General features: G+C 67.4%; 22 protein-coding genes and 2 tRNA genes. 9 read left to right on the top strand and 15 right to left on the bottom strand.

Annotated elements, in window-relative coordinates; genetic code table 11:
- Nucleotides 1-113: 113 nt before the first annotated feature.
- The 5 genes from ACR65J_RS04465 to ACR65J_RS04485 all read right to left on the bottom strand — a co-directional run bounded on the left by ACR65J_RS04465 (nucleotide 114) and on the right by ACR65J_RS04485 (nucleotide 5,040).
- Complete coding sequence (locus ACR65J_RS04465) at nucleotides 114-1,067, bottom strand: hypothetical protein (RefSeq protein ID WP_440166420.1); 954 nt, start codon at nucleotides 1,065-1,067, stop codon at nucleotides 114-116.
- Nucleotides 1,068-1,380: 313 nt separating this feature from the next.
- Nucleotides 1,381-1,457: transfer RNA gene (locus ACR65J_RS04470), tRNA-Met, on the bottom strand.
- 60 nt (nucleotides 1,458-1,517) lie between these two features.
- A tRNA-Thr gene (locus tag ACR65J_RS04475) sits at nucleotides 1,518-1,589 on the bottom strand.
- A 299-nt stretch (nucleotides 1,590-1,888) separates the two neighbouring features.
- Complete coding sequence (locus ACR65J_RS04480; RefSeq protein ID WP_440166422.1) at nucleotides 1,889-3,979, bottom strand: DEAD/DEAH box helicase; 2,091 nt, start codon at nucleotides 3,977-3,979, stop codon at nucleotides 1,889-1,891.
- A 407-nt stretch (nucleotides 3,980-4,386) separates the two neighbouring features.
- Entirely contained in the window at nucleotides 4,387-5,040 is a 654-nt protein-coding gene (locus tag ACR65J_RS04485) for an MOSC domain-containing protein (RefSeq protein ID WP_440166424.1), read from the bottom strand.
- Nucleotides 5,041-5,221: 181 nt separating this feature from the next.
- Between ACR65J_RS04485 and ACR65J_RS04490 the strand changes: the two genes are divergently transcribed.
- From ACR65J_RS04490 to ACR65J_RS04505, 4 genes are read left to right on the top strand one after another with little or no spacing between them, the layout of a single operon-like run.
- Nucleotides 5,222-5,830 carry a Tat pathway signal protein gene (locus tag ACR65J_RS04490; protein ID WP_440166426.1) on the top strand — a complete coding sequence of 203 codons (609 nt, stop codon included), beginning with the start codon at nucleotides 5,222-5,224 and terminating at the stop codon, nucleotides 5,828-5,830.
- 2 nt (nucleotides 5,831-5,832) lie between these two features.
- Entirely contained in the window at nucleotides 5,833-7,044 is a 1,212-nt protein-coding gene (locus ACR65J_RS04495) for a glutathionylspermidine synthase family protein (protein ID WP_440166428.1), read from the top strand.
- Complete coding sequence (locus ACR65J_RS04500) at nucleotides 7,041-8,534, top strand: APC family permease (RefSeq protein WP_440166430.1); 1,494 nt, start codon at nucleotides 7,041-7,043, stop codon at nucleotides 8,532-8,534. Before ACR65J_RS04495 ends, ACR65J_RS04500 begins: the two co-directional genes overlap by 4 nt.
- A gap of 11 nt (nucleotides 8,535-8,545) precedes the next feature.
- Complete coding sequence (locus tag ACR65J_RS04505) at nucleotides 8,546-9,751, top strand: acyl-CoA dehydrogenase family protein (RefSeq protein ID WP_440166432.1); 1,206 nt, start codon at nucleotides 8,546-8,548, stop codon at nucleotides 9,749-9,751.
- Nucleotides 9,752-9,883: 132 nt separating this feature from the next.
- On the opposite strand, the gene ACR65J_RS04510 is transcribed toward ACR65J_RS04505, so the two are convergent.
- The 5 genes from ACR65J_RS04510 to ACR65J_RS04530 form a co-directional block, all read right to left on the bottom strand.
- Entirely contained in the window at nucleotides 9,884-10,654 is a 771-nt protein-coding gene (locus tag ACR65J_RS04510) for an SDR family oxidoreductase (protein ID WP_440166434.1), read from the bottom strand.
- A gap of 24 nt (nucleotides 10,655-10,678) precedes the next feature.
- Nucleotides 10,679-12,001, bottom strand: a complete 1,323-nt coding sequence (locus ACR65J_RS04515) for an MFS transporter (protein ID WP_440166668.1) — start codon at nucleotides 11,999-12,001, stop codon at nucleotides 10,679-10,681.
- A 26-nt stretch (nucleotides 12,002-12,027) separates the two neighbouring features.
- A complete protein-coding gene (locus ACR65J_RS04520; protein WP_440166436.1) occupies nucleotides 12,028-12,534 on the bottom strand; it encodes a winged helix-turn-helix transcriptional regulator in 507 nt (168 codons plus the stop codon).
- 162 nt (nucleotides 12,535-12,696) lie between these two features.
- Nucleotides 12,697-13,860, bottom strand: a complete 1,164-nt coding sequence (locus tag ACR65J_RS04525) for a cystathionine gamma-synthase (RefSeq protein ID WP_440166438.1) — start codon at nucleotides 13,858-13,860, stop codon at nucleotides 12,697-12,699.
- Nucleotides 13,861-13,885: 25 nt separating this feature from the next.
- Entirely contained in the window at nucleotides 13,886-15,271 is a 1,386-nt protein-coding gene (locus ACR65J_RS04530; protein WP_440166440.1) for a cystathionine beta-synthase, read from the bottom strand.
- Between the two features lie 59 nt (nucleotides 15,272-15,330).
- Between ACR65J_RS04530 and ACR65J_RS04535 the strand changes: the two genes are divergently transcribed.
- Nucleotides 15,331-16,518, top strand: coding sequence for an SLC13 family permease (locus tag ACR65J_RS04535; protein ID WP_440166442.1), 1,188 nt, complete (start codon nucleotides 15,331-15,333; stop codon nucleotides 16,516-16,518).
- A 26-nt stretch (nucleotides 16,519-16,544) separates the two neighbouring features.
- Here the strand turns inward: ACR65J_RS04535 and ACR65J_RS04540 are convergent, their stop codons facing one another.
- The gene (locus ACR65J_RS04540; RefSeq protein ID WP_440166444.1) at nucleotides 16,545-16,961 is read right to left on the bottom strand and encodes a VOC family protein; all 417 of its coding nucleotides are present in this window, start codon (nucleotides 16,959-16,961) and stop codon (nucleotides 16,545-16,547) included.
- A gap of 152 nt (nucleotides 16,962-17,113) precedes the next feature.
- Here ACR65J_RS04540 and ACR65J_RS04545 point away from each other — a divergent pair, with 152 nt between their 5' ends.
- A complete protein-coding gene (locus ACR65J_RS04545; protein ID WP_440166446.1) occupies nucleotides 17,114-18,100 on the top strand; it encodes a DNA-3-methyladenine glycosylase family protein in 987 nt (328 codons plus the stop codon).
- A gap of 121 nt (nucleotides 18,101-18,221) precedes the next feature.
- Nucleotides 18,222-18,839 (top strand): hypothetical protein, encoded by a 618-nt coding sequence (locus ACR65J_RS04550; RefSeq protein WP_440166448.1) that lies wholly within the window; start codon nucleotides 18,222-18,224, stop codon nucleotides 18,837-18,839.
- 10 nt (nucleotides 18,840-18,849) lie between these two features.
- On the opposite strand, the gene ACR65J_RS04555 is transcribed toward ACR65J_RS04550, so the two are convergent.
- Entirely contained in the window at nucleotides 18,850-20,526 is a 1,677-nt protein-coding gene (locus ACR65J_RS04555) for an AMP-binding protein (RefSeq protein WP_440166450.1), read from the bottom strand.
- A gap of 93 nt (nucleotides 20,527-20,619) precedes the next feature.
- On the opposite strand from ACR65J_RS04555, the gene ACR65J_RS04560 reads away from it, so the two are divergent.
- Nucleotides 20,620-20,898, top strand: coding sequence for a putative quinol monooxygenase (locus ACR65J_RS04560; protein WP_159631253.1), 279 nt, complete (start codon nucleotides 20,620-20,622; stop codon nucleotides 20,896-20,898).
- An 85-nt stretch (nucleotides 20,899-20,983) separates the two neighbouring features.
- Here the strand turns inward: ACR65J_RS04560 and ACR65J_RS04565 are convergent, their stop codons facing one another.
- Nucleotides 20,984-21,418 carry a thioredoxin family protein gene (locus ACR65J_RS04565; protein WP_440166452.1) on the bottom strand — a complete coding sequence of 145 codons (435 nt, stop codon included), beginning with the start codon at nucleotides 21,416-21,418 and terminating at the stop codon, nucleotides 20,984-20,986.
- A gap of 93 nt (nucleotides 21,419-21,511) precedes the next feature.
- A complete protein-coding gene (locus ACR65J_RS04570) occupies nucleotides 21,512-22,066 on the bottom strand; it encodes an acyl-CoA thioesterase (RefSeq protein WP_440166454.1) in 555 nt (184 codons plus the stop codon).
- A gap of 372 nt (nucleotides 22,067-22,438) precedes the next feature.
- Between ACR65J_RS04570 and ACR65J_RS04575 the strand changes: the two genes are divergently transcribed.
- Nucleotides 22,439-23,437 (top strand): LysM peptidoglycan-binding domain-containing protein, encoded by a 999-nt coding sequence (locus tag ACR65J_RS04575; RefSeq protein ID WP_440166456.1) that lies wholly within the window; start codon nucleotides 22,439-22,441, stop codon nucleotides 23,435-23,437.
- Nucleotides 23,438-23,528: 91 nt separating this feature from the next.
- On the opposite strand, the gene ACR65J_RS04580 is transcribed toward ACR65J_RS04575, so the two are convergent.
- Complete coding sequence (locus ACR65J_RS04580) at nucleotides 23,529-23,954, bottom strand: CBS domain-containing protein (protein WP_440166458.1); 426 nt, start codon at nucleotides 23,952-23,954, stop codon at nucleotides 23,529-23,531.
- Nucleotides 23,955-24,238: the final 284 nt, after the last annotated feature.

Here is a 24,238-nt window from a genome sequence, read left to right on the forward strand (position 1 = left end):
CCAAGCTACTTCGGATCACCCCGGTTGTCACGGTTAAGCAGCAAGCGGGGGCCGGCGGTTTCGCCGGCCCCCGCTTCGGTCACCACCTGGTTCCGGCGGGCCCGTCCCGTCAGTTACTTCTTCACGAGTGCGTTGCCGTAGCCTGCATCGCATCGGCCGTCATGGATCACTCCTGCGCCCGGCGCCACCACGTAGTCGCTGACCGGGTTGAAGACCGCGGTGTTGATGTTGGTCACCCTGCTGGCGCACTGGTCGGCGGCACCGGAACTGACACCCTTGCCGCCAATCCACATGTCGATCCAGATGGTGGAGTTGGTTCCGTTCGCGTTGGCGCCCTGGTGGCACGGGCCGCCCTGGGGATCGTTGCCATCGCCGCAGGTGTCCTCCACGATGAAGTAGCGGCGGACGTCCGGGAGGTAGATGCGCGTGCCTGCGGGAAAGTCGAGGATGTCCTGCCCCGTAGCCAACGAGTGCCCTACAGCGATGGTGATGGGGTCTTCAAAGGTGCCTGTGCCGCCGGCAGACTGATGCAGCACAGGGTGGCTGATGGTTGCCGACCCGGCAGGGGTGTTGTCGAACCAGGTGTACGCCGTGGTGTACGTGGTGGTGACAATCCGCTCGGAGGACGGCTGGGCCGCGGGCGCCGGGACAGCGGGCGCGGGTGCGGGCTTTGCCGCGGCGGAAGGAATCGTGGCGGGCAAGGGAACTGACGCGGCGGCCTTGCCGGCTGCCGGGGCGCCGGCAGCCACCTTTGCGGCTGCTGCGGCTGCCTGGGCCTCGGTCTTGGCCACCTTCTCCGCAGCTGCGGCTTCTTCGGCTTCCTTGGCCTCAGTGGCCGCCTTCCCGGCCTGGGCTGCCGCGGCAGCCCTGTCGGCGGCAATGCGCTGGGAGGCGCCCACCTGGTCGGGCGGCGTGTCCTTGGAAGTGCTGGCGCTGGCCTCGATGCCGGCGGAGCTAAAGCCCGGCGATGGGGCGGAGGGGTTGGCGGCGCCGGTGACGGTGCCACAGGCGGTTGTGGCAAGGAGTGCCGAGAGCATGCCGGCGGCGAGCAGATGGTTTCTGCGCATGAAAACTGAGCCTCTTCATGGGAGTGCGGATGGGGCAGCGACACCAGGGTGCCCTGCCCGGACAGGGTTACGGTCTGCGGAATGCAAGGCACAGGCCTGGGACTTAGCACACGCAAGAGCGTTCAGGACGCTCCCCCAAGCGTGTGTGCCAACCGGTGACCTAAACGTTACATGCCGCGCAGGGTACGTGCCAATCGGAAGGCACTGAGGCCTCCGGGTCATGGCGTTCCGCATAGACGCTTTTGTGTTTGGGTGGGCCTACTGCAGGCAACGAAAAGACCCCCGGAATCTCGGGGATTCCGGGGGTCTTACTTGGTAGCGGTGGGGAGGCTCGATCTCCCGACCTCACGATTATGAGTCGTGCGCTCTAACCAACTGAGCTACACCGCCACGAATGAGAAAAACCCGCGTCAAGCCGGTCAAACCGCCTTGACGCAGGCCCTCATTCAGAGCCCCCCACCGGAATCGATCCGGTGACCTCGTTCTTACCAAGAACGCGCTCTACCACTGAGCTAGGGGGGCAACGAGTAAATACTCTACCGGAAGATTTCCGCACCAACAAATCGGCGTACCGGGCAGCTTCCGGCCTCCTGGGTACGTCGTCTCCTGGACCGTCTACCCGGATTTTCCGCGGAATTCCGGGGCGGGAGGGCCATGGGCAGCAGGGCGGACGGCGGCGGAAACCGCCTTTCAGAGGCTCCCCGCCTTCATGCCCGGACGGGAATGTGTCCATCCCCACATCCGGCTTCCGGTTAAAGGCCGATGGGCCGGCTCGAAAGCCGGCCCATCGCCGTCGTCAATTCCTCAACCTGCGGAAGGGTTTACCACTTGCCCTTGCGGTTGAAGTCGCGGTGTCCGCTGTCGCCGCCGCTGCGGGGCTTGCGGGAGCCGTCGCCGTGGCCGCCGAAGCGGGAGTCGCCGGACTGGCCGCGGTCGCTGAAGGAACGCTCTGAACGGTCGCTGTACGAACGTCCGCCGCGGTCAGCCGAGGACCGCTCGCCGTCGTTCTTCCGGAATTCCTTCTTGAACCCGCCGTTGCCCTTGAAGTTGCCGCCGCGGTCACCGCCACGGTTGCCCTGGTAGGCGCCTCGGTCACCCGAGGGCTTGCGTCCGTTGTCCAGCTCAAGGTGGATCAGCTCGCCGCCGATCCGGGTGCGGGACAGGGCGCGCAGCTGCTCGGGGCTCAGGTCCGCGGGAAGCTCCACGAGGGAGTGGTCCGAACGGATGTCGATGCCACCGATCTGGGCCGAGGAAATGCCGCCCTCGTTGGCGATGGCGCCCACGATGGAACCCGGCATGACGCGCTGGCGGCGTCCGACGGCGATCCGGTAGGTGGCGTTGCCCTCGGTGAGCGTACGGGTCGGGCCGCGTGAGCCGAAGCCGTCCTTGGAGCGCTCACGCTTCTGGAACTCGGGAGCCGCGGGCAGTTCCTTGACCAGGAGCGGCTGTCCGCCCTGCGCCATAACGGCCAGCGCCGCAGCGATTTCTGCTGCCGGCACCTTGTGCTCTTCCTCGTAGGAAGCGATCAGGTCGCGGAACATCGAGACGTCCTCGGACTCAAGGGTCTCGGTGATGCGCTCGGCAAACTTGCCAAGACGCAGCGTGTTCACGGTCTCGGCGGTGGGCAGGTGCATCTGCTCCACCGGCTGGCGGGTGGCCTTCTCGATGGAACGCAGCAGGTACTTCTCGCGCGGCGTCATGAACAGGATGGCGTCGCCGGAGCGGCCCGCACGGCCCGTGCGGCCGATGCGGTGCACGTAGGACTCGGTGTCATGCGGGATGTCGTAGTTGATCACGTGGCTGATGCGCTCGACGTCCAGGCCGCGGGCGGCGACGTCGGTAGCAACGAGGATATCGATCCGGCCTTCCTTCAGCGCGTCCACGGTACGTTCGCGCTGCTGCTGCGGGATGTCACCGTTGATCGCTGCGGCCTGGAAGCCCCGGGCCTTCAACTTGTCAGCCAGGTCCTCGGTAGCCATCTTGGTCCGCACGAAGGCGATGACGCCGTCGAACTCTTCCACCTCGAGGATGCGGGTCATGGCGTCCAGCTTGTGCGGCCCCATGACCTGCAGGTACCGCTGGCGGGTGTTGGCGCCGGTGGTGGTCTTGGACTTCACCGAGATCTCGGCGGGGTCGTTCAGGTACTGCTTTGACATCCGGCGGATCTGGCTCGGCATGGTGGCGGAAAACAGCGCCACCTGGCGGTCAGAGGGGGTCTGCTGGAAGATCTGCTCAACGTCGTCGGCGAAGCCCATGCGCAGCATCTCGTCGGCCTCGTCCAGCACCAGGTACTGGAGCTCGGACAGGTCCAGGGAGCCCTTGGAGATGTGGTCGATCACGCGGCCGGGGGTACCCACAACCACCTGGGCGCCGCGGCGCAGGCCGGCGAGCTGGGGACCGTAGGCGGAGCCGCCGTAGACGGGCAGGACGGTGAAGTCGTCGATGTGCTTGGCGTAGGAGGTGAAGGCCTCGGCAACCTGGAGGGCCAGCTCGCGGGTGGGGGCCAGGACCAGCGCCTGGGTCTTGCGGGACGGGCCGTTGAGGTCGTGGAGTTCAGCCAAGCGGGACAGTGCCGGCACTGCGAATGCTGCAGTCTTGCCGGTACCGGTCTGGGCCAGGCCAACAACGTCGCGGCCTTCGAGCAGCAGCGGGATGGTTGCTGCCTGGATGGGGGACGGCTTCTCGTACCCGACATCCTGCAGGGCGGCCAGGACGCGGCCGTCGATGCCGAGGTCGGCGAACTTCACGGTGTCGTCGTCTTCCGCGGCTTTGGCCGCAGGAGCCGCCCCAGCTGGGGCTTCGGGTTCGGTGGCAACGGGCTGCTCTGCCGGGGCAGCAGCCTCGGTGAATTCGACGGCGGTGGTCTCAGCGGTTGCCGCTGCGTCGATGGTTTCGTTCTGGTTTTCGGGCATAGAGAGTTATTCCTCATCCATAGGGGGCCAGGCGGCACTACCCGAGGTGAGCGGAGCCGCAGTACACGTGCCGATGGTGCCGGGCAAACATTGACCGGCCGGTCACAGAAGTCCGGCGCTTTCGCAATCCCGTGGCAGGACTTCGCGCTGCATCTCTTGGCTGCTATCCCAGCAGTCTGTACAGCGTTTTCTTTAGCCGGCTCTCCCTATGAAAATGCCCGCATCGCTTGCGCGGGCCCCAACACTTGCCAGTCCTGCCTCAAGAATTGGGCAGGAAAAAGGGATTTCCGGAGTGGGGGATGTTTCAAGTGTAAGGCACGGACGCCGCGGACCGGAAATTGAACGGCCGACGGCGGCGGTGAGCTTGCGCACACACCGCACCCTCCAGCCGCGCTGCTGGGCGGTCCCTACCGTCCCAGCCGCCGCAGCAGTACCCCAAACTTGGTGTGGTACTCGTCCTGGAGCCGGATCTCGCCGTCGTCCTCTGCTCCGCGGAGGGCCTCAATCACGTCCACGTCCGGTTCGCTGAACCATTTGCCAATGGTGATGCCGTGGCGCGGGACGAACGTCCGCTCGATCGTGTCCCCGGCCTGGATGCTGCCCGTGCGGAGGACGCGCAGGTACGTCCCCACCCGACCTTCCTCGGTGAAGCGCTTCACCCACTGCGGTTCCTTCATCCGGCGCTGGAACGTGGCGCACGGGGTGCGCGGGGACGTGACTTCGAGTTCGACGCCGGAGCCCACCGCCCAGCGCTCGCCAATCACTGCGTGGGTGGTTTCGATGCCGGATACCCGCAGGTTCTCCCCGAAGGTGCCCGGCGGCAGTTCCCGCCCCAGGGCAGCGGCCCAGAAGTCCGCGTCGGCCTGCGAGTAGGCGTAGACGGCCTGGTCCTCCCCGCCGTGGTGGGCCCTGTCGGCCTGGATGTCCCCGCGGAGGCCCAGCTTGTGCACCTTGACCGGACCACCGGCCGGGCGCTTATCGATGGCCGTGACGCCAACACTGCTCTGGTCCCCCAGCAGCTGGTGGACGCGGCAGACGGCAAGGACAGAACCGGATTCCATGGCATCAGTCTAGGGTCCCGGGGCACAGCGCCGGCACGCACCCGCAATGGGCAGTTCTCCCCCCCTTGCCGCAGGGCATTCCTGCTCGCAGGCGGCATCGGCAGGGACTACGCTGATTCGAGACTTGCATTTGGGGGTGCAGTGCTGCGCCCAAATCGCGTGACCAATTGAGGGGGACGCCGTGGACTCGAACCAGAAAGACCCAAAAGAGGAACCGGAAACCGGGCCGGCAAACGACGCCGGCAGTGGCGCCGGCAGCACTGCCAAGCCACCGCCCTGGCAGGTCCCCAAACCGGAGCTGCGTCCCGAACTCCTCAACGAGCCCGTCACCCCCGTGGATCCGTTTGCGGGCGAGCGGGAAAAGCAGCTCAACCAGGCGGCAGCCCGCAAGAAGCGCTCGCAGCGCCGCACCGTGGTGGTGGGCCTCGGCGTGACCGCTTTGCTGGCCGGCACCATCACGGCGGTGGTGGCCAGCAATGAGGATGACCCTGAGTACGCACAGGTCTGTTTCAACGACGAAACCGGCGAGCGCGTGGCGGACACCAACTGCGACAGTTCCGCCGGCCGCAGTGGCGGCATCTACGCCTGGTACTTCTACTCCCGCGGGGCAAGCGTTCCCCCCATCGGCCAGAACAGGTCCACCGCACCCAACTACACCCGCAGCGTCCCCACCGGCGCCAAGGCGTCCACGGGCTACAGCAGCAAGGGCGGCACGGTCAGCCGTGGCGGGTTCGGTTCAAGCGCCAAGAGCGGTTCAAGCGGCGGCGGCGGCAAGGTCTCGGGAGGCTGAGGATGAAACGGATGTTGTCTGAGCCCCGGCAGGGCTGGAAGCAGAAGATAGAAGAGCAGGGCCTGGTTTTCTCCACCACCACCATGGATGACGGGCGCCGGATCGAGTACTGGAACGAATCGGCGTACTACGAGTTCACCATGGACGAGGTGGAGACCCTTGAGCTCGTGGCCGAGGACATGCACCGGATGTGCCTCGAGGCAGCCAAGTTCCTGGCCACCGGCGCCATGGGCAGCATCGGCATCGGCCCCCAGGCCTTGGAGCTGGCAGCGGAATCCTTGCAGGCCGGCGACGTGGACGTGTACGGCCGGTTCGACTTCATCTACGACGGCCAGGGCGGCCCGGCCAAAATGCTCGAATACAACGCGGACACCCCCACCGGGCTCATCGAGGCCGCTGTGGCCCAATGGTTCTGGCTGCAGGACGTCCACCCGGAAAAGGACCAGTGGAACGGCATCCACGAGGCGCTGATCCGGCAATGGAAGAAGTTCCAGTACCGCACCGGCATGAGCACCCTGCACGTTGCCCATTCCGAGGTGGAGGAATCCGGCGAGGACTGGATGACCGCTGCTTACATGCGGGACGTGGCCGGCCAGGCCGGGTGGACCACCATCGGCATCAACATGTCCGATATCGGGTGGGACCCCAACCTGAACCGCTTCGTGGACCTGGACAACTTCATGATCAGCACCATCTTCAAGCTCTACCCATGGGAGCTGATGATGAAGGAGGAGTTCGGGCCCCGGCTGCTGGAGCGGGCCCACAACCCGCGCTGGGTGGAGCCGGCCTGGAAAATGCTGCTGTCCAACAAGGCACTGCTCGCCGCTTTGTGGCACCTCTACCCCAACCACCCCAACCTGCTGCCCGCGTACCTCACTGACCCCGGGCCGCTGAAGGAATGGGTGGCCAAGCCCCTGCACGGCCGCGAAGGCGACAACATCCGCATCCACGCGGACGGCATCAGGCTGGAGCAGCCCGGCGGCTACGGCCGCGAGGGCTGGTGCTACCAGCAGTACCACCCCCTCCCGGACTTCGACGGAAACCGTCCCGTCCTGGGCCTGTGGGTGGTTGACGGCGAGTCCGTGGGCTGCGGCATCCGGGAATCGGACGGGCCGGTCACGGACTACTTCTGCCGCTTCGTGCCCAACACCATCGATGCACCGGCGCCGCTTTCGGCGGTGGCCGACTCCACCAAGGCAGGGATCGCCCTATGAGTACGGACATGACGACGGCGGGACCCTCCGGAGGCGGGCCGGGCACCCCGGTGCCTGCCAAGGGACTGCGGGCCGGGATCCTGGATCTGGGCGACTCGGTGATGCTGGGGCTGGCCTCCACCGCGCCGGTATACTCGCTGGCGGCCACCCTGGGCCTGATTGTTGCCGTCAACGGCAACTACACGCCCCTGATCCTGCTGCTGGGTTTCATCCCGGTCCTCTTCATCGCTTACGCCTTCCGCGAGCTCAACAGTGCCATCCCGGACTGCGGCACCACGTTCACCTGGTCCCGCCAGGCCTTCGGCCCCTGGGCCGGCTGGCTGGGCGGCTGGGGCGTGGCGCTGGCCGGGATCGTGGTCCTGGCCAACCTGGCGCAGGTGGCCGGCCAGTACCTGTGGCTGCTGGTGGGCGACGGATCTCTGGCGGAGAACCAATTACTGGTTACCGGCACAGGGCTGGCGTTCATCATCCTCATGACCCTGGTGAACTACCGCGGGATCCGGCTGGGCGAACACGTCCAGCGCGTCCTGACCTATGTCCAGTACATTGCGCTGGGCCTCTTTGCGCTGGCCATTGTGGTGCGGATCGTGGGCGGTGCGCCGGAGGGGCAGGCCTTTGATTTCGAGTGGTTCAACCCTGCAGGCGCCTTCGCCGATCCCGGTGCCGTGGTGCATGGAGCCCTCCTGGCCCTCTTCATCTACTGGGGCTGGGACACCTGCCTTGCCGTGAACGAGGAGACCGAGAACCCGTCCACCACCCCCGGCCGCGGCGCCGTGATCTCCGCCTTCGTGCTGGTGGCGATCTACGTTTCCGTGGCGCTGCTGGTGATGATGTACGCCACGGTGGGCTCCGAGGGGATCGGCCTGGGCAACGAGGCCAACCAGGATGACGTCTTCCTGGCCATGAAGGACGTGGTGCTGGGCCCATGGGGCTGGCTGATCGTCGTCGCGGTTCTGGCGTCCGTCCTCTCCTCCACCCAGACCACCATCCTGCCCACAGCCCGCGGGACCCTCTCCATGGGCGTCCACGGGGCGCTGCCGGCAAAGTTCGCGGAAGTGCACCCGCGAAACCAGACGCCGGGTTTTTCCACCCGGGTGATGGGCGGCGCGGCCGCGGCCTATTACGTGGCCATGAGCTTCCTGAGCGAAAACCTCCTGGCGGACTCCATCAGTGCCATCAGCCTGTTCATCGCGTTCTACTACGCCCTGACCGGCTTCGCCTGCTTCTGGTACTTCCGTGGAACGCTGCGGGAATCGGTGCGCAACCTCTGGTTCCGCGGCATCCTGCCGCTGGCCGGGGCGTTGCTGCTGACCGCGGCGTTCTTCATCTCGGCGGTGCAGATGTGGGACCCGGCCTACGGTGACACCCAGATCTTCGGCGTCGGCGGCGCTTTTGTCAGCGGCGTGCTGCTGCTGGCGCTCGGTGTGGTCCTCGCCGTCGTCTGCCGTTTCCTGCCCGCCACCCGCGGCTACTTCCTGGCGGCGAAATGACTGGTGAAGAAATGACTGGTGAACAGATGCCTGGTGAAGCCGTGACCGGCGGTCCGTCCGATGTCCTGGACCTCGACTCCCTGCTGTCCGCGGAGGAACTGGAGCTCCGGCAAAAGGTCCGCGACTTCACCCACCAGCGGATCAGGCCGGACATCGCCCGCTGGTACGAGGACGCCGTCTTCCCCCTCGACCTGGCGACCGAGCTGGGTGAGCTGGGCGTGCTGGGGATGCATCTGGAGGGTTATGGCTGCCCGGGCCGGTCCGCCGTCGAATACGGCCTTGCCGCCATGGAACTGGAGGCCGGCGACTCAGGCATCCGCACCTTCGTGTCCGTCCAGGGTTCACTGGCCATGACCGCCATCCACACCTGGGGCTCCGAGGAGCAGAAGCAGGAGTGGCTGCCGCGCATGGCAGCGGGTGAGGTGATCGGCTGCTTCGCCCTGACCGAGCCCACGGCCGGCTCGGACCCCGCCGCCATGGCCACCTCCGCGGTCCGGGACGGCAGCGGGGACGACGCCGGCTGGGTGCTCAACGGCGCCAAGCGCTGGATTGGGCTGGCGTCCGTGGCCGGCGTCATGGTGGTGTGGGCCATGACGGACGACGGCGTTCGCGGCTTCCTGGTCCCCGCCGGAACCCCAGGCGTCACAGCCACGCCCATCGAGCAGAAGCTGTCCATGCGCGCCTCCATCCAGTGCGACGTGGTGTTCGACGGCGTCCGGCTGGGCTCCGAGGCCCTGCTGCCGGGTGCGCGGGGGCTGCGCGGCCCGTTCACCTGCCTCAACGAGGCCCGGTACGGGATCGCCTGGGGCGCCATGGGAGCCGCCCGCGATTCCTACGAGGCAGCACTGGCATACTCGCTGGACCGGCTGCAGTTCGGCAAGCCGCTGGCGGGCTACCAGCTCACGCAGCAGAAGCTGGTGAACATGCTGGTGGAGATCCAGAAGGGCACCCTGCTGGCGCTGCACCTGGGCCGGCTCAAGGACGCGGGAACCCTCCGGCCCGAGCAGATCTCGCTGGCCAAGCTGAACAATGTCCGCGAGGCCATCAAGATCGCCCGTGAAGCCCGCTCCATCCTGGGCGGCAACGGCATCACCACCGACTACTCACCGCTGCGGCACGCCGCGAACCTCGAATCGGTCCGGACCTATGAGGGAACCGACGAGGTGCACACCCTGGTCCTGGGCCGGCACATCACCGGACTCAACGCCTTCCACTGAGCGCGAGTTGTTCCCCACCCGCCCCTAGCCTCGCAAGCTCGGCCAGGGAACCCTGCGGGCGTGGGCCCCACGGCAGTGAACCGGCCACACATTGCCGCTAAATGCCAACTCGGCGGGGTGGCGGTGCAGCGCTCAGGCGGAGAAGCCGCCGTCGGCCTTGATCAGCTGCCCGGACACCCACCGCCCGGCCGGCGAAAGCAGGAAGGCCACGGTCCCGGCAACGTCCGCCGGGGTGCCCAGGCGGCCGGTGGGCTGCTGCGCGGTGAGCTCTTCGCGGACCACTGGAGTCATCCAGCCCGTGTCCACGGGCCCCGGGTTGAGGACGTTCGCGGAGATTCCCTGCGGGCCCAGCTCCCGGGCGGCGGCAATCACGATCCGGTCCAGCGCCCCCTTCGAGGCCCCGTAGGGAAGGTTGAAGGCTGTGTGGTCACTGGTCAGCGCAACGATCGCGCCGCCGTCGTCCGTTGCCTGCCGCGCGAACGCTGCAATCAGCTGCCAGCTGGCGCGGGTGTTGACGGCGAAGTGCCGGTCGAAGGATTCAATGGTGGTGTCCAGCACGCCGGAGTCCACTGATTCGGCATGGCTGAGCACCAGGCCCTGCAGCGGTCCGGCCAGCTGGGCGGACTCCGCCACGAGCCGGTCCGGGACGCCTGGATCCTGGAGATCGGCCGACAGGACATGGGCCTGGGCGCCAATGGCTTCCAGCTCCGCGGTCAGGCGGACCACGTCTTCCGGTGCGCTGCCCCACGGCATGCGGGCGTCGTAGCCGGCCCAGTAGGACAGGACCAGGTCCCAGCCGTCCGCCGCGAGCTGGCGGGCAATTCCCGCGCCGATGCCGGCCAGCCTGCCCACGCCGGTGACCAGGGCAACAGGGCGGGCAGGGGCGGGTGTGAGCGGTTCCATCCGACCAGCCTAGCGGCGCCCGTTTCAGGCCGCTGCGGGCTCCACTTCCCTTGGACTGTGGTGCCGGCGGATGGTGGCGCTGATGACGGCGGCGATGGTGCACATGGCGGCGGCGCCGAACCAGGCGTAGGTGTAGTGCCCGGTGGCGTCACGGAGGGCACCGGCGGCGATGGCGGCTGCGGCGGCGCCCAGCTGGTGGGCCGCGAAGACCCACCCGAAGACCACGCTGCCGTCAGCTCCGAACGTTTCGCGGCAGATGGCTGCCGTGGGTGGGACGGTGGCCACCCAGTCCAGGCCGTAGATCACGACGAACACGATCATGCTGGGCTGCACCTCGGCGTTCAGCAGCAGCGGAAGCACCAGCAGGCCGATCCCGCGGAACTGGTAGTAGACGGCCAGCAGGACGCGGGGGTTGAAGCGGTCGGTGAGCCAGCCCGAGGCGATGGTGCCGATGATGTCGAAAATCCCGACGACGGCGAGCAGTCCCGCGGCCGTGGTTTGGGGCATGCCGTGGTCGTGGGCGGAGGGGATGAAGTGGGTGCCGATCAGTCCGTTGGTGGTGGCCCCGCAGATGGCGAAACCGGCGGCGAGAGCCCAGAACGTCCTGACCTTGCTGGCGCGCCGGAGCGCCTGCAGCGCGCGGACGGCGGCGTTGGTGCGGCCGCCGTCTTTGCGGTCCGCTGCGGCTTCCGGTTCTTCAACATCAGCGGCCACCGGGTCCGCGCCGTAGGGCAGGACCCCGACGTCGGCCGGCGAGTTCTTGAGGAACTTCAACACCAGCGGGACCACGGCCAGGGCGCCTGCCGCGATGAGCAGGGAGGCCTGCCGCCAGCCGGGGTCCTGGGCGAGCATGGCGATGAAGGGCAGGAAGACCAGCTGGCCGGCCGCGCTGCCTGCGGTGAGGATGCCGATGACCAGGCCGCGGCTTTTGGTGAACCAGGTGTTGGCGATCGTGGCGGCGAAGACCAGGGCCATGGAGCCCGTGCCGAGGCCGATCAGCAGGCCCCAGGTCAGCAGGATCTGCCAGGACTGGCTCACCAGCACGGTCAGTGCACTGCCCATGCCGATCAGGACCAGGGCCGTTGCCGTCACGGCCCGGATGCCGAACCGCTCCATCAGGGCGGCGGCGAACGGGGCGGTCAGGCCAAAGAGGACCAGGTTGATGCTGACTGCCGCGGACAGGACCGTGGTGGACCAGCCGAACTCCTGCTGGAGCGGGACCATCAGGACGCCGGGAGCCGCCCGGAAACCGGCTGCTCCCACCAGGGCGAGGAATGCCACGACGGCCACGGCCCAGGCTGGGTGCAGGCGGCGGCGCGGTCCGCGCGGGGTCTGCAGCGTTGACATGTCCGCCGCTTTCCCGGGCAGGGCGCTCACGCGGCCGTTCCTTTCCCGGCAGCAGTGGACAACGGGATGGGCTGCTCGGACCGGGCCCTGCTGTGCCAGCTGGTGTTCGCCGCGGTGAGCCGTTCACCGCATTCGGTGCAGGTGTCCGCCGAGGTGGTGGCTTTCCCGCAGCCGGAATGGATGACGTAGAGGTGTGCCTGGTCCGAGGGCGCGGGCAAATGCTTCTCCGCCCAGATGGTGACCGCGTTCAGGACCGGCAGCGCGTCCTCACCTTTGGGAGTGAGGACGTATTCCTGGCGGGTGCGGCCACCGTCGTCGTAGGCGCTCTTCTCCAGCAGCCCCGATTCGACCAGGCCTGCCAGGCGCTTGGTGAGGACGGAGTCTGCCACTTCCAGCCGGCTCTTCATGGCGTCGAAGCGCCCGTTCCCCATGAAGACCTCGCGGAGGACAAGGATGGACCAGGGGTCTCCCAGGATGTCCAGGCCGCGGGCCATGCTGCAGCTGCGTTGGGACCAGTCGGATCGAAGAGGCATAACGGAACCCTAGCTGACTTCTTTCAAGAAAGCCACACGTCCCGCGAAATGACAGTTCACGGCAGTCCAGGGCGGAAACACTGCCGTGAAGTGCCATCTCGCGGGGTTCCCTGGGCGGGCTTGGGAGGCCAGGGGGCGGGTGGGGCACAGCTCGCGGAGGGGTTACGGGATGTTGGAGAACGCCTGGTCCAGGTCCGCGACCAGGTCTTCCTTGTCCTCGATGCCGCAGGACAGGCGCAGCAGGTTCACCGGAACGGCCAGCTCGGTGCCCTTGACGGACGCGTGGGTCATCTCGGAGGGGTAGTTCATCAGCGATTCGATCCCGCCCAGGGATTCTGCCAGCGTGAACACGGACGTTGACTCGGCCACCTTGCGGGCAGCAGCTTCGCCGCCCTTGAACTGGACGGACACCATGCCGCCGAACTTGCGCATCTGGCGCTTGGCCAGCTCGTGGCCCGGGTGGGTGGGCAGTCCCGGGTAGAGGACGGCTTCGACCTCCGGGCGCTCGAGCAGCCATTCGGCCACGGCCTGGCCGTTCTCGCTGTGCCGGTCCATCCGGACGCCGAGTGTCTTGAGTCCGCGGGTGGTCAGGAAAGCGTCCATGGGACCGGACACGGCGCCTACCGCGAACTGGACGAAGCCGATCTTTTCCGCCAGTTCTTCATCCTTGACCACGACGGCGCCGCCCACCACGTCTGAATGGCCTCCGATGTACTTGGTGGTGGAGTGGACCACCACGTCGGCACCCAGGGCGAGCGGGTTCTGGAGGTAGGGGGACGCGAAGGTGTTGTCGACGACCAGAAGGGCGCCGGCGTCGTGCGCTATGTCGGCGAGCGCCACGATGTCGGTGATCTTCATCAGCGGGTTGGACGGCGTCTCCACCCACACGAACCGGGTTTTGTGGGCGTCCACCGCGTGGCGGACCCGGTCCAGGTTGGCCATGTCCACCGGGGTGTTGCCTATGCCCCAGTCCCCCAGGACCCGGCTGATCAAGCGGTAGGTTCCGCCGTACGCGTCATTGCCCAGCACGATGTGGTCCCCGGGGCGGGTCAGCGCGCGGATGAGGGCATCCTCCGCGGCGAGCCCGGAGCTGAAGCTGTAGGCGTGGGTGCCCAGTTCCAACGCGGCCAACTGTTCCTGCAGCGCGTCCCGCGTCGGGTTGCCGCCGCGGCCGTACTCGTAGCCGCTGCGCAGGCCGCCGATGCCGTCCTGGGCATAGGTGGAGCTGAAATGCAGCGGCGGCACCACGGCCCCGGTGCGGGGTTCGAACTCCTGTCCGGCATGGACGGCACGGGTGTTGAAGCCTTGGTTTTCAGAGGCGGTCATGATGCTCCTTTGCGGGTAGCGCAGATCAGTTGCTGAGGTAGGCCAGCAGGTCGTGCCGGGTGAGGATGCCCACGGGCGCGCCCACGAACGTGACCATCAGGGTGTCCGTGTCAGAGAGCAGTTCCCTGGCGGCGGAGATGGTTTCCAGTGAGCCGATCACGGGCAGCTTGGGGCCCATGTGTTCGGAGATCTTGTCCGTCAGCTTCGCTTCGCCGCGGAACAGTTTGGCGGTCAGGGTGCGCTCGTCCACGGCGCCGAGGACCTCCCCCATGACCACGGGCGGCTCCTGCGACAGGACCGGGATGTGGCTGACGCCGAACTCGTTCATGATGTTGATGACGTCGCGGACCGACTCGTTGGGGTGGATGTGCACCAGGTCCGGCAGTTCGCCGTTCTTGGATTTGATGACCTCCCCCACGGAGGTTTCCTCGCCGCCGGAGAGGAAACCGTAAGAGCGCATCCACTGGTCGTTGAAGATTTTGGCAAGGTAGCCGCGTCCGGAGTCGGGCAGGATGACCACGACGACGGCGCTTTCCGGCAGGTCCTTCGCCGCCTGCAGCGCGGCTACTACGGCCATCCCGGAGGAACCGCCCACCAGCAGCCCCTCCTCCCGCGCCAGGCGGCGGGTCATGGCAAAGGAGTCCGCGTCGGAGACCGCGATGACGTCATCAGGAATGGTTTTGTCGTAGTTCGCCGGCCACATGTCCTCGCCGACGCCCTCCACGAAATAGGGGCGCCCGGTACCGCCTGAGTAGACCGACCCTTCGGGGTCCGCGCCGATGATCCGGACCACCCCGCCGTCGGACTCGGGCCTGTCAGCCGAAACCTCCTTGAGGTACCGGCCTGTGCCGGTGATGGTGCCGCCCGTGCCGGCGCCGATGACAACGTGGGTGACTGTGCCGTCCGTGTCCCGCCAGATCTCCGGGCCGGTGGTTTTGTAGTGGCTTCCCGGTGCCGCGGGGTTGGAGAACTGGTCCGGCTTGAAGGCCCCGGGCGTCTCCCGGGTGATCCGGTCCGAGACGCCGTAGTAGCTTTGCGGGCTGTCCGGCGGGACGGAGGTGGGTGTGACCACCACTTCGGCGCCGTAGGCCTGCAGTACGGCGCGCTTGTCCTCGCCCACCTTGTCCGGGACCACGAAGATGCACTTGTAGCCCTTCTGCTGCGCCACGAGGGCCAGGCCCACCCCGGTGTTGCCCGATGTGGGCTCCACAATGGTGCCGCCGGGCTTCAGCTTGCCCTCGCGTTCGGCGTCCTCGATCATCTGCGCCGCGATGCGGTCCTTGATGGACCCGCCGGGGTTCAGGTACTCCAGTTTGACCAGGACAGTGGCCTTAATGCCGTCAGTCACGTGGTTGAGTTTGATGAGCGGGGTATTGCCGATGAGGTCCAGGATGGACTGGGCGTACTTCATAGGTACAAAGCTACCGCTTCCTGCACGCCGTTCCCTGTCCCCGGTGCGAGGATAAGCCGGTGAAGCAGTTCGCATGGCTGAAAGCTGCCCGCAGCTACCTGCTGCCCGGCGCCACCCTGGCAGCAGGCGTGGCCGCCCTGGCATCCGGTGTGCTGCCCCTTCCCGCCTTCGGGGACCTGGCCAGCCGGACCATTCCCATCCTGGCCTTTGTGCTGGCCATGTCCCTGGTCACGGAACTGGTGGATGAGGCAGGGCTGTTCCGGGTGGTGACTGACCGCCTGGCCGCCCTGGGGCGGGGCCGGGTCCTCCTGCTGTGGCTCCTGGTGGTTGCAGTGGCCACGGTGTCCACGGTGTTCCTGTCCCTGGACACGACGGCGGTGCTGGTGACGCCGGTGGTGGTCCTGCTGGCCGTGCACGCCCGGATCCCGCCGCTGCCGTTCGCGCTGACCAGCATCTGGCTGGCCAATACCGCTTCCCTGCTGCTGCCGGTGTCCAACCTGACCAATCTCCTGGCGCAGGACCGGCTGGGCCTGAGCCCGTGGCGGTTCGCGGGTCTGGTGTGGGCACCCGCCCTGGTGGGCCTGCTGGTCCCCCTTGCCCTGTTGTGGCTGGCGTTCCGGCGGGACCTGCGCGGAACCTACGGGCCGCAGCCGGCCCATCCCGTCCGTGACCGCACCCTGCTGAAGGCCGCGGCGATCACGCTCCTCGTCCTGCTGCCCGCGCTGGTATCCGGGGTGCCGGTCCAGTACCCGGCGCTGGCTGCGGCCGCCGTCCTGCTGGCGGTCTTCCTCCGCCGCCGGCCCTCCGTGCTTCGGTGGTCCATGGTCCCGTGGCGGCCGCTGATGCTGACGGTGGGGCTGTTCATGCTGATGGAGGCCCTGCATGCGCATGGCCTCGCCACCCTGCTGACGGGGATAGCCAGCACCGGGGACAGCCTGCCTGCGCTCCTGCAGCTGGCGGGGCTGGGCGCCGGCGCGGCCAACGCTGCCAACAACCTTCCCGCCTACCTGGCGCTGGAGCCGGTGGCGGGCTCGCAGGCCAGGCTCGCCGCGCTGCTCATTGGGGTGAACCTGGGCCCGCTGGTGACCCCCTGGGCCTCGCTGGCCACGCTGCTGTGGCACGAGCGGCTGCGTGTGCTGAACGTTCCCATCAGGTGGGGCGGGTTCGCCGCAGCGGGAGTGGTGGCGGTGGCGCTGACCGTGCCGCTGGCCGTGCTGGCACTGTGGGCCGTGTCCGGGATGCCCTAAGTAAGCCCCTAATCAGCTGCCTGCGATCAGCTGCCGGGGGCCTGGCCGCCGTCGCCGCCCTCGCCGGCGGGAAGGTTCTCCCAGAGGCCCATCACATTGCCCTCGGGATCCTTGAAGTAAGCCGTGAAGCCCATCCCGGGAATCTCGTTCTTGGGCATGACCACCGAGCCGCCAAGCTGCTCCACGCTCCTGAGCGTGGCGTCGATGTCCGGAACGTCAACGGTGATCACCGGGGCAGTGATCTGCCCTTCCCTGGCCATCATCCCTCCGTTGATGGCGCCCGCGGCCGCCGGCTGGCCGTCGTCGTCCATGTCCGTGCTGATGACCATGCTGTAGTCCATGCCCGGCACCGGTTCGACCCGCCAGCCCAAGGCCTCCTGGTAGAACTTCCTGGCCCGCTTCTGGTCGTCCGCGGGAATCTCGAAATGCACTACTCCGCCCATGGTTGCCCTCCATATTCCTGTGCTTCCCTGTTGGTTGGGTGCCTTGCGCCGGCTGCCCGGGTGCTCCACGCGGCGATCCTAATCCGGAGCCGGGAAGCGCAGAAGGGCCGATGGTCCCGCCACTGTCGGCGGTCCGTGGGACGATGGAAGACATGACGATCGCAGCGGCACCTCCCCGGCTGGCAGCCGCGGCGGACGTGTCCCTGCGCTGGTATCCGGAGGGTCCCTACAGCCTTTCCCGGACCCTGGGCCCGCTCCTGCGAGGCAACAGCGATCCGTCCTTCTGTATCCAGGGGGACGTCATCTGGAATGCCTTTACGACGCCGGAGGGTCCGGCCACCATGCGGCTCGCCCCTGCGGGCGGCGGCGACGCGGGCGGGCCGTTGGTGGATATCCAGGCCTGGGGCCCGGGCGCCGCAGCCGCCGTGCAGGCAGCGCCCCGGCTGTTGGGGTCCGACGACGACTGGCAGGGTTTCGATGAACCGGCCTTCCATTCCACGCTGCCACGCATGGTACGGGAGGCCCGGCGCCGCAGCCTGGCAGTCCGGCTCCCGTCAAGCGGCCGCATGGTGGACCAGCTGGTGCCGATCATCCTTGAGCAGAAGGTGACGGTGATTGAGGCACGGCGCGCCTACCGCTACCTTGTCCACCGTTATGGGACTCCGGCGCCCCGGGCCGGGATGTCCACGCCGGCTGGACTCGTGGTCGCACCGACGGCCGCGCGCTGGCTGCAGGTTCCCAGCTGGGAGTGGCACAAGGCCGGGGTGGGGCCCCAGCGTTCGGCCACCGTCATGCGCGCGCTGCGCTCCGCCGTCGCGCTTGAACGCCTTGCGGCGCTGCCGGCGCTGGAGGCCGCGGAGAAGATGCAGGTCATTCCGGGCATCGGGGTCTGGACGGCAGCCGAGGTGGTGCAGCGCACCCACGGCTGCCCCGACTCCATTTCGGTGGGCGACTACCACCTGGCCGCCTATGTAGGAGCGGCCCTGACCGGACACCGGACTGACGACGCCGGGATGCTCCGGCTGCTGGAGCCCTGGCGGGGGCACCGGCAGCGCGTGGTCCGGATGATCCAGAGCACCGGGTTCCGCAAGCCCACGTTCGGCCCGAGGATGACCATCCAGGACCACCGCGGGCACTGACCGGCCGGGAAACCGCGGGCCCTCTCATCAACCGGGATGCTTGATCCGCGGGGCAATGGGTACGGCCATGGATGAAGGCCACCGCGAGGCGGAGGGCTGCACCATGACGGAAGGGACGGCCATGAGCACCAATCCAGGCAGCAGGAACCAGGGCGGTGAGCAGGTTGCCGTGGACCCGGCCCTGCAGGACCCCACCGCCACGGACCCCTTGGCGGATGAGAAGGTGCGGCTCCAACTCGCCATCTTCGAGGTGACCCGGGAAGCCGACGGCAAGGGCATCGGCGCCATCCGGGACATGCTGCGGGCTGCCTTTGCGCGCCACGGGGTGGAGACACCACCGGCCACCTGGGTGGAATCTGTCGCTTCTTCAGCCTTCTACGGCGAGCCTTACATTGTCGACCTCGAGGCAGCGGTGACGGCAGACACGATCGTCCCGGCCCCGAACGAGGAGGTCCGTGAGCGGCTCGCCTCCCGCCGGAGGCTCCAGCAGGAGAAGCTTCCGGCCGGGATCTTTCCCACACAGGAGGACTGGGAGCTCTCCCCTGACGAAGTCACAACAACAGGCAAGGGGCGGACGGGCCGCGGCGCCGTCCGCGCACTGGGGTCATCCGCAGGCGCTTCCCGGCAGCTCCTGGCGGCGGCAGGGCTGGCGGCGGCAGGGCTGGCGGCAGCAGTCCTGGCTGCGCTGGTTATAATGCGGTTTTCCCGCCGGCCGTCCCCGGCCCGCGAAACCAGCTGACGCGGCGAGGTCAGAGCCCCAGCCGGGCCACCGCTTCCTCGCGCATCTGGACCTTGCGGATCTTTCCCGAGACCGTCATGGGGAAGCTCTCCCGGACCTCCACGTAGCGCGGGACCTTGTAGTGGGCCAGCCGCCCGCGGCAGAATTCGGCCAGGGAGTCGGCGTCCAGGGGTCCGGCTCCCGGCTTGAGGATGATGCAGGCCATCAGCTCCTCGCCATACCGTTGGTCCGGGACTCCGATTACCTGCACGTCCTGGATGTCGGGGTGGGTGTAGAGGAACTCCTCGATCTCGCGGGGGTAGATGTTTTCGCCGCCCCGGATCACCATGTCCTTGATGCGGCCTTCCACCACCACGTAGCCGTCCTCGTCCATGCGGGCCAGGTCCCCGGTGTGCATCCAGCCGTCCGCGTCAATCGCTTCGGCCGTCTTGTCCGGCTGGTTCCAGTACCCGGCCATCACGGCGTAGCCGCGGGTGCAGAGCTCGCCGATCTGCCCGCGCTCCAGTTCCTCGCCGGTGGCGGGGTCCACGATCCTGCTCTCCAGCTGCGGCATGGTGCGGCCCACGGTCTCGGTGCGCTGCTGCAGCGTGTCGCCCTTCCGGGTCATGGTGGACACCGGCGAGGTTTCGGTCATGCCGTAGCAGATGGCCACGTCCACCATGTTCATCTCCGAAATCACCCGGTTCATCACCTCGATGGGGCACAGCGATCCCGCCATGACGCCGGTGCGGAGCGTGGAGAGGTCGTAGGTGCCGAAGTCGGGCAGGGCCAGCTCGGCGATGAACATGGTGGGCACCCCGTACAGGGAGGTCCCCTCGAAGTCCTGGACGGCCTCGAGCGCCGCCGCAGGCGAGAAGCCCCGGCCCGGGATGATGGTGGCGGCGCCGTGGCTGAGGGCGTTGAGGTTGCCGATCACCATGCCGAAGCAGTGGTAGAAAGGCACCGGGATGACCACGCGGTCATGCTCTGTGTAGCCCAGCAGCTCGCCAATGGCGTAGCCGTTGTTCAGGATGTTGTGGTGGGTCAGCGTGGCGCCCTTGGGGAACCCCGTGGTGCCGGAGGTGTACTGCAGGTTGATGGGGTCGTGCGGGTTCAGTTCGGCCATGCGGGCTTTCAAGACGGAATGCCCGACGCCGTCCGCCCGGGTCAGCAGTTCGGCGTACGTGAGTTCCGCGTCGCTTTGGGGGCTGCCGGCTTTCAGCGCGTCCAGGCCATGGACCGGCAGGAAGACGAGTTCCCGGAGATCGGGACAGGTGAGGAGGGCTTGGCGGGCCATGGCCACGTAGTCGCTGTTGTCGTCCGACGGCGCCGTGACCAGCGTGCGCATGCCGTTCTGCTTGACCACGAATTCGAGTTCGTGGCTGCGGTAGGCCGGGTTGACGTTGACCAGGATGGCGCCCATCTTGGCCGTGGCGTACTGCAGCAGCGTCCACTCGGCGCAGTTGGGGCTCCAGATGCCCACCCGCTCCCCCTTGGCAACGCCCAAGGCGAGGAGCGCGCGTGCCAGCCGGTCGACGTCGTCGTTCATCTTGGTGTAGCTCCAGCGGCGGGCGTCAGCGCCCGGCACGGGTGCGGCCTCGATGAGGGCGTCGTGGAGGGGAAACTGCGCGGCGACGCGCTCAAAGTTCGCGCCGATGGTTTCCTCCAGGAGCGGGACGTCAGTGTCCCCGGCTGTATAAGCACGCATGATGGCACGCTACCAACAGGATCCCGGCAGGAGAAGCATGCCGGCGCCGCAACACTGCCGGTTCCTTCCCGGGCGCCCGGTATTGTGAAATCCATGAGTGCACCCATTGACCTGATAGCAACGTTCATCCCCAACGACGGCGAGTTCCACCGCGTCAAGCTGGCCCTGGAAATCGCCATCGACGAGGTGGTGAAGGAGCCGGGCTGCATCCAGTACGAACTCACTGAAGCCACGGAGGAGAAGCTGGTCCTCACCGAGCAGTGGGCGTCCGAGGAAGACCTGGACAGGCACTCCAAAGGCATCGCCGTGCAGGACCTGAACGAATCGCTGAGCGCGCTGCTGGCCGAACCGGTGAAGGTGGAACGCGTCTAGGCGCAGTCATTAGTCCGCGCAGCCGTTAAACGCAGAATGCGGGACCTCCCACCGGAGGTCCCGCATTCTGCGTTAAAAAGGGGTCTTAGAAGTCGGGGATCTGCGTGCCGTCCTGGGGACCGCCCTGGCCGGCGGGCTTAGCGGCCGCGGCTGCTGCTTCTTCGCGCTGCTTGGCCACATGGGCGTGGACTTCCTCCATGTCCAGCGCCTTCACAGCGTCCACCACCTGTTCCAGCTGCTGGGCGTTCAGTGCGCCGGGCTGCGAGAACACCAGCACCTTTTCACGGAAGGCCATCAGCGTGGGGATGGAGGTGATGCCGGCCTCCGCCGCGAGCTGCTGCTCAGCTTCGGTGTCCACCTTGGTAAAGAGGACGTCCGGGTGCTTCTCGGACACTGTTGAGTATGTGGGGCCGAACTGCTTGCAGGGACCGCACCATTCCGCCCAGAAATCAACCAGGACAATGTCGTTTCCTTCAATCGTCGATGCGAACTGTTCACCTGTGATGTCAAGGGTAGCCATGTGTCCACGCTACGCGCCCGGCCGGGAGCCTGTCGCGGTTGTTCGCTCCCCGCGTCATTGGGAATAACGGAAAGGACGACGGCGGCGGCCGGCTCAGGAGGTGGCATCCCAGAGGTGCGGGGCCGGTGTGCGGCTGCCGGGGAGGGCGCTGGAGGCGCGCCACTCGTGGATCCAGTCCGGGAGGACCAGGTCCGCGGGCGGGGCACCGAACTCGGCGAGGATATCTTCCTGGCTTACCGGGCCGGACTTGGTGACCAGCCGGGTGGCGATGTAGGCACGCGCGTAAATCTCGCCGTCGGCCACCATGCGCTGCTCGAAGAAGATCGCCTTCGTGTCCAGCCCGATGACGCGGGTCTCGATGGCGTACTCCTGCCACAGCTGCAGCGGCTTGCGGAAGGAGATGGTTTCCGCGGACACCACCGGGCTCCAGACACGGCGGCGCATCCGCTTCCAGACGCCGCTGCGCACCATCAGGTCGAACCTGCCAAGGTCCATCAGGGACAGGTACATGCCGTTGTTGACGTGCATGGCGATGTCGATGTCTGTGGGCAGGACGCGCAGTGGCAGTGTCGACGGGTCCCACACGGACAACGGCGGACGGCGGCGGGAGCGGAAGAGCATGAGGAGGGTTCTCAGGAGCAGGTGCATGCCTCCATGTTACCCGTGAGTAACATTTCGTAAGGCAAGTATTCGCCCGCCCGCCGTCGAGTAGCAGCCCTGATCCGGGCGAGTAGCGGGCCTGCAAAGTCGGGTAATCCCTACTGGTGCCCCGGCCTTGGCGTCATTCCTAGACTCGGGATTCCTAGGACCAACACGCGCTGGCAGGTCCCCCGGGTTGCTTCCGGGAGCTCCTGCCTTCACGCGGAGCTCCGCATTTTCTGGGTGTGCGGATGCCTCCAACCTGCGCCGCTTTCGGCTCCGGCACCTGCCGGGGCCGGCGGCGCAACGACATCTCGCTCCGTCCAGCGTCCTGGCGTGCAACGCACCGCCGCGGCGGGACCGAAACCTGATGGGCAACCCATGAACCAGCCTTTCCTCCCTTCCCCCGACGGCGCCAGCAGAAGCTTCGCCACCGACGAACCCCGGACCGACCTCACCTCCGGCCGGCCGGTCATCAGCAACAAGTTATGGGCCGGCATGGCCACGGCAGCGGTGGTGGCTGCGGTGGGTATCGGCGCAATGGCGGCGCCGCCGGCGCCACTCAACGGGAGCACGACGGCGGCGGCGCAGGTTGCGGAGGCAACGGCACCGCCGCCGGCGGGCAGCACGGCCGAATCAGCTCCGGCAGCAGGTTCGGCGGTGGAAGCGGTCGCCGCACAGGCCACTGCTCCGGCTGCCGAAGCGCCGGCCCCACCGGCCGAACCTGCTCCGGCTCCGGCGGCGCCGGAGCCCGCACCCGCGCCGGCCCCCGAACCGGCCGGCGACCCCAATCTGTACACGGTGGTCCCGGGCGACACCGTCGGGGCGATTGCCGCCGGCCATGGCGTGGACATGAACGCCATGCTCGCGGCCAACGGGCTGAGTGCGTACAGCACCATCTACCCGGGCCAGACGCTCCTGCTGGCAGGTCCGCGCATCGCAGTTGCCGAGCCTGCACCTGCTCCCGCACCCGCGCCGGCGCCCGCCGGGGCACCGGTTGCTGCACAACAGGCACCTGCTCCGGCTCCCGCGGTTGTGTCGGCGGCTCCTGCCGTCCGCACCATCTACGTGGCCGGCTCGGGCGGCCAGTCCATGGTGGATGCCTGCATTGGGCCGATCCACTACACCCCCAACGACGGCTTCTCGCTGTTCATCACCGAGCATGATTTCTGCGGCGGGTGGGCCCGGTTCTCGGGAATCGGCGTAGGCGAAACGGTGAGCATCCCGGGGTACGGGACGTACACGGTGACCGGGCGAGGTACCGTCCCGAATCCGGGAACCACCAATGACGTCGTCGCGGTGTTCGGCGGCTTCCCCAGGGCGATCCTGCAGACCTGTATTCCGGGAACCAGCACCATGCTCCTGATCGCGCTGAACTGACAGTTCGGCCGGGTCTGAGCCCGGGAAGTCCTAAGCTTGTCCGCGGGTCCGAACCTTCAAGGGCTGGATCCGCGGACAAGTCAATGACGCGCTACACGCCGTGGCGTTCTGAAATGTGTTCCACCAGTTCGCCCACACGCTGTTCGGAGTAGTTGCGGGCAATGTCGCCCTGGCTGATGATGCCCACCAGTTTGTGGTCCGAGATCACCGGGAGCCTGCGTACCTGGTGCTCCTCCATCATGTCGATGGCTGCATCAACGTTGGCGTCGGCATCTATGCAGTACGGCTTGCCGGAGGCGAGATCGCGGGCCGTCATCTGGCCGGGGTCGCGGCCGGCGGCGACGCATTTAAGCACGATGTCGCGGTCAGTGATCATGCCCTTCAACTTGCCGTCATCACCGCAGATGGGAAGCGCTCCGCAGTCGAGGTCCATCATCATGCGGGCCGCGGCCGTGAGGGATTCGCTTTCTCCGATGCATCGCGCATCCGTGGTCATGAATTCACGTACAACACTCATTGAGTCCTCCTTCATCGATGGATTATCGACGCAGGGCATCGGAGCACATGCGCCGATGCTGCCAGATTACGCCCGCACCACCATGGTGTCGACGGCGGCTGGAGCCCGCTTTCGGCCGCCGATTTCGAACCTTTGCCCGCCTAAGGTTCCGACGCCCCACCACCTCCTGCAGCCTTTCTCCCAACGCCCCACCACCTCCTGCAGCCCTTCTCCCAACGCCCCACCACCTCCTGCAGCCCTTCTCCCAACGCCCCACCACCTCCTGCAGCCCTTCTCCCAACGCC

It is taken from the genome of Arthrobacter sp. SAFR-044 (assembly GCF_059414985.1).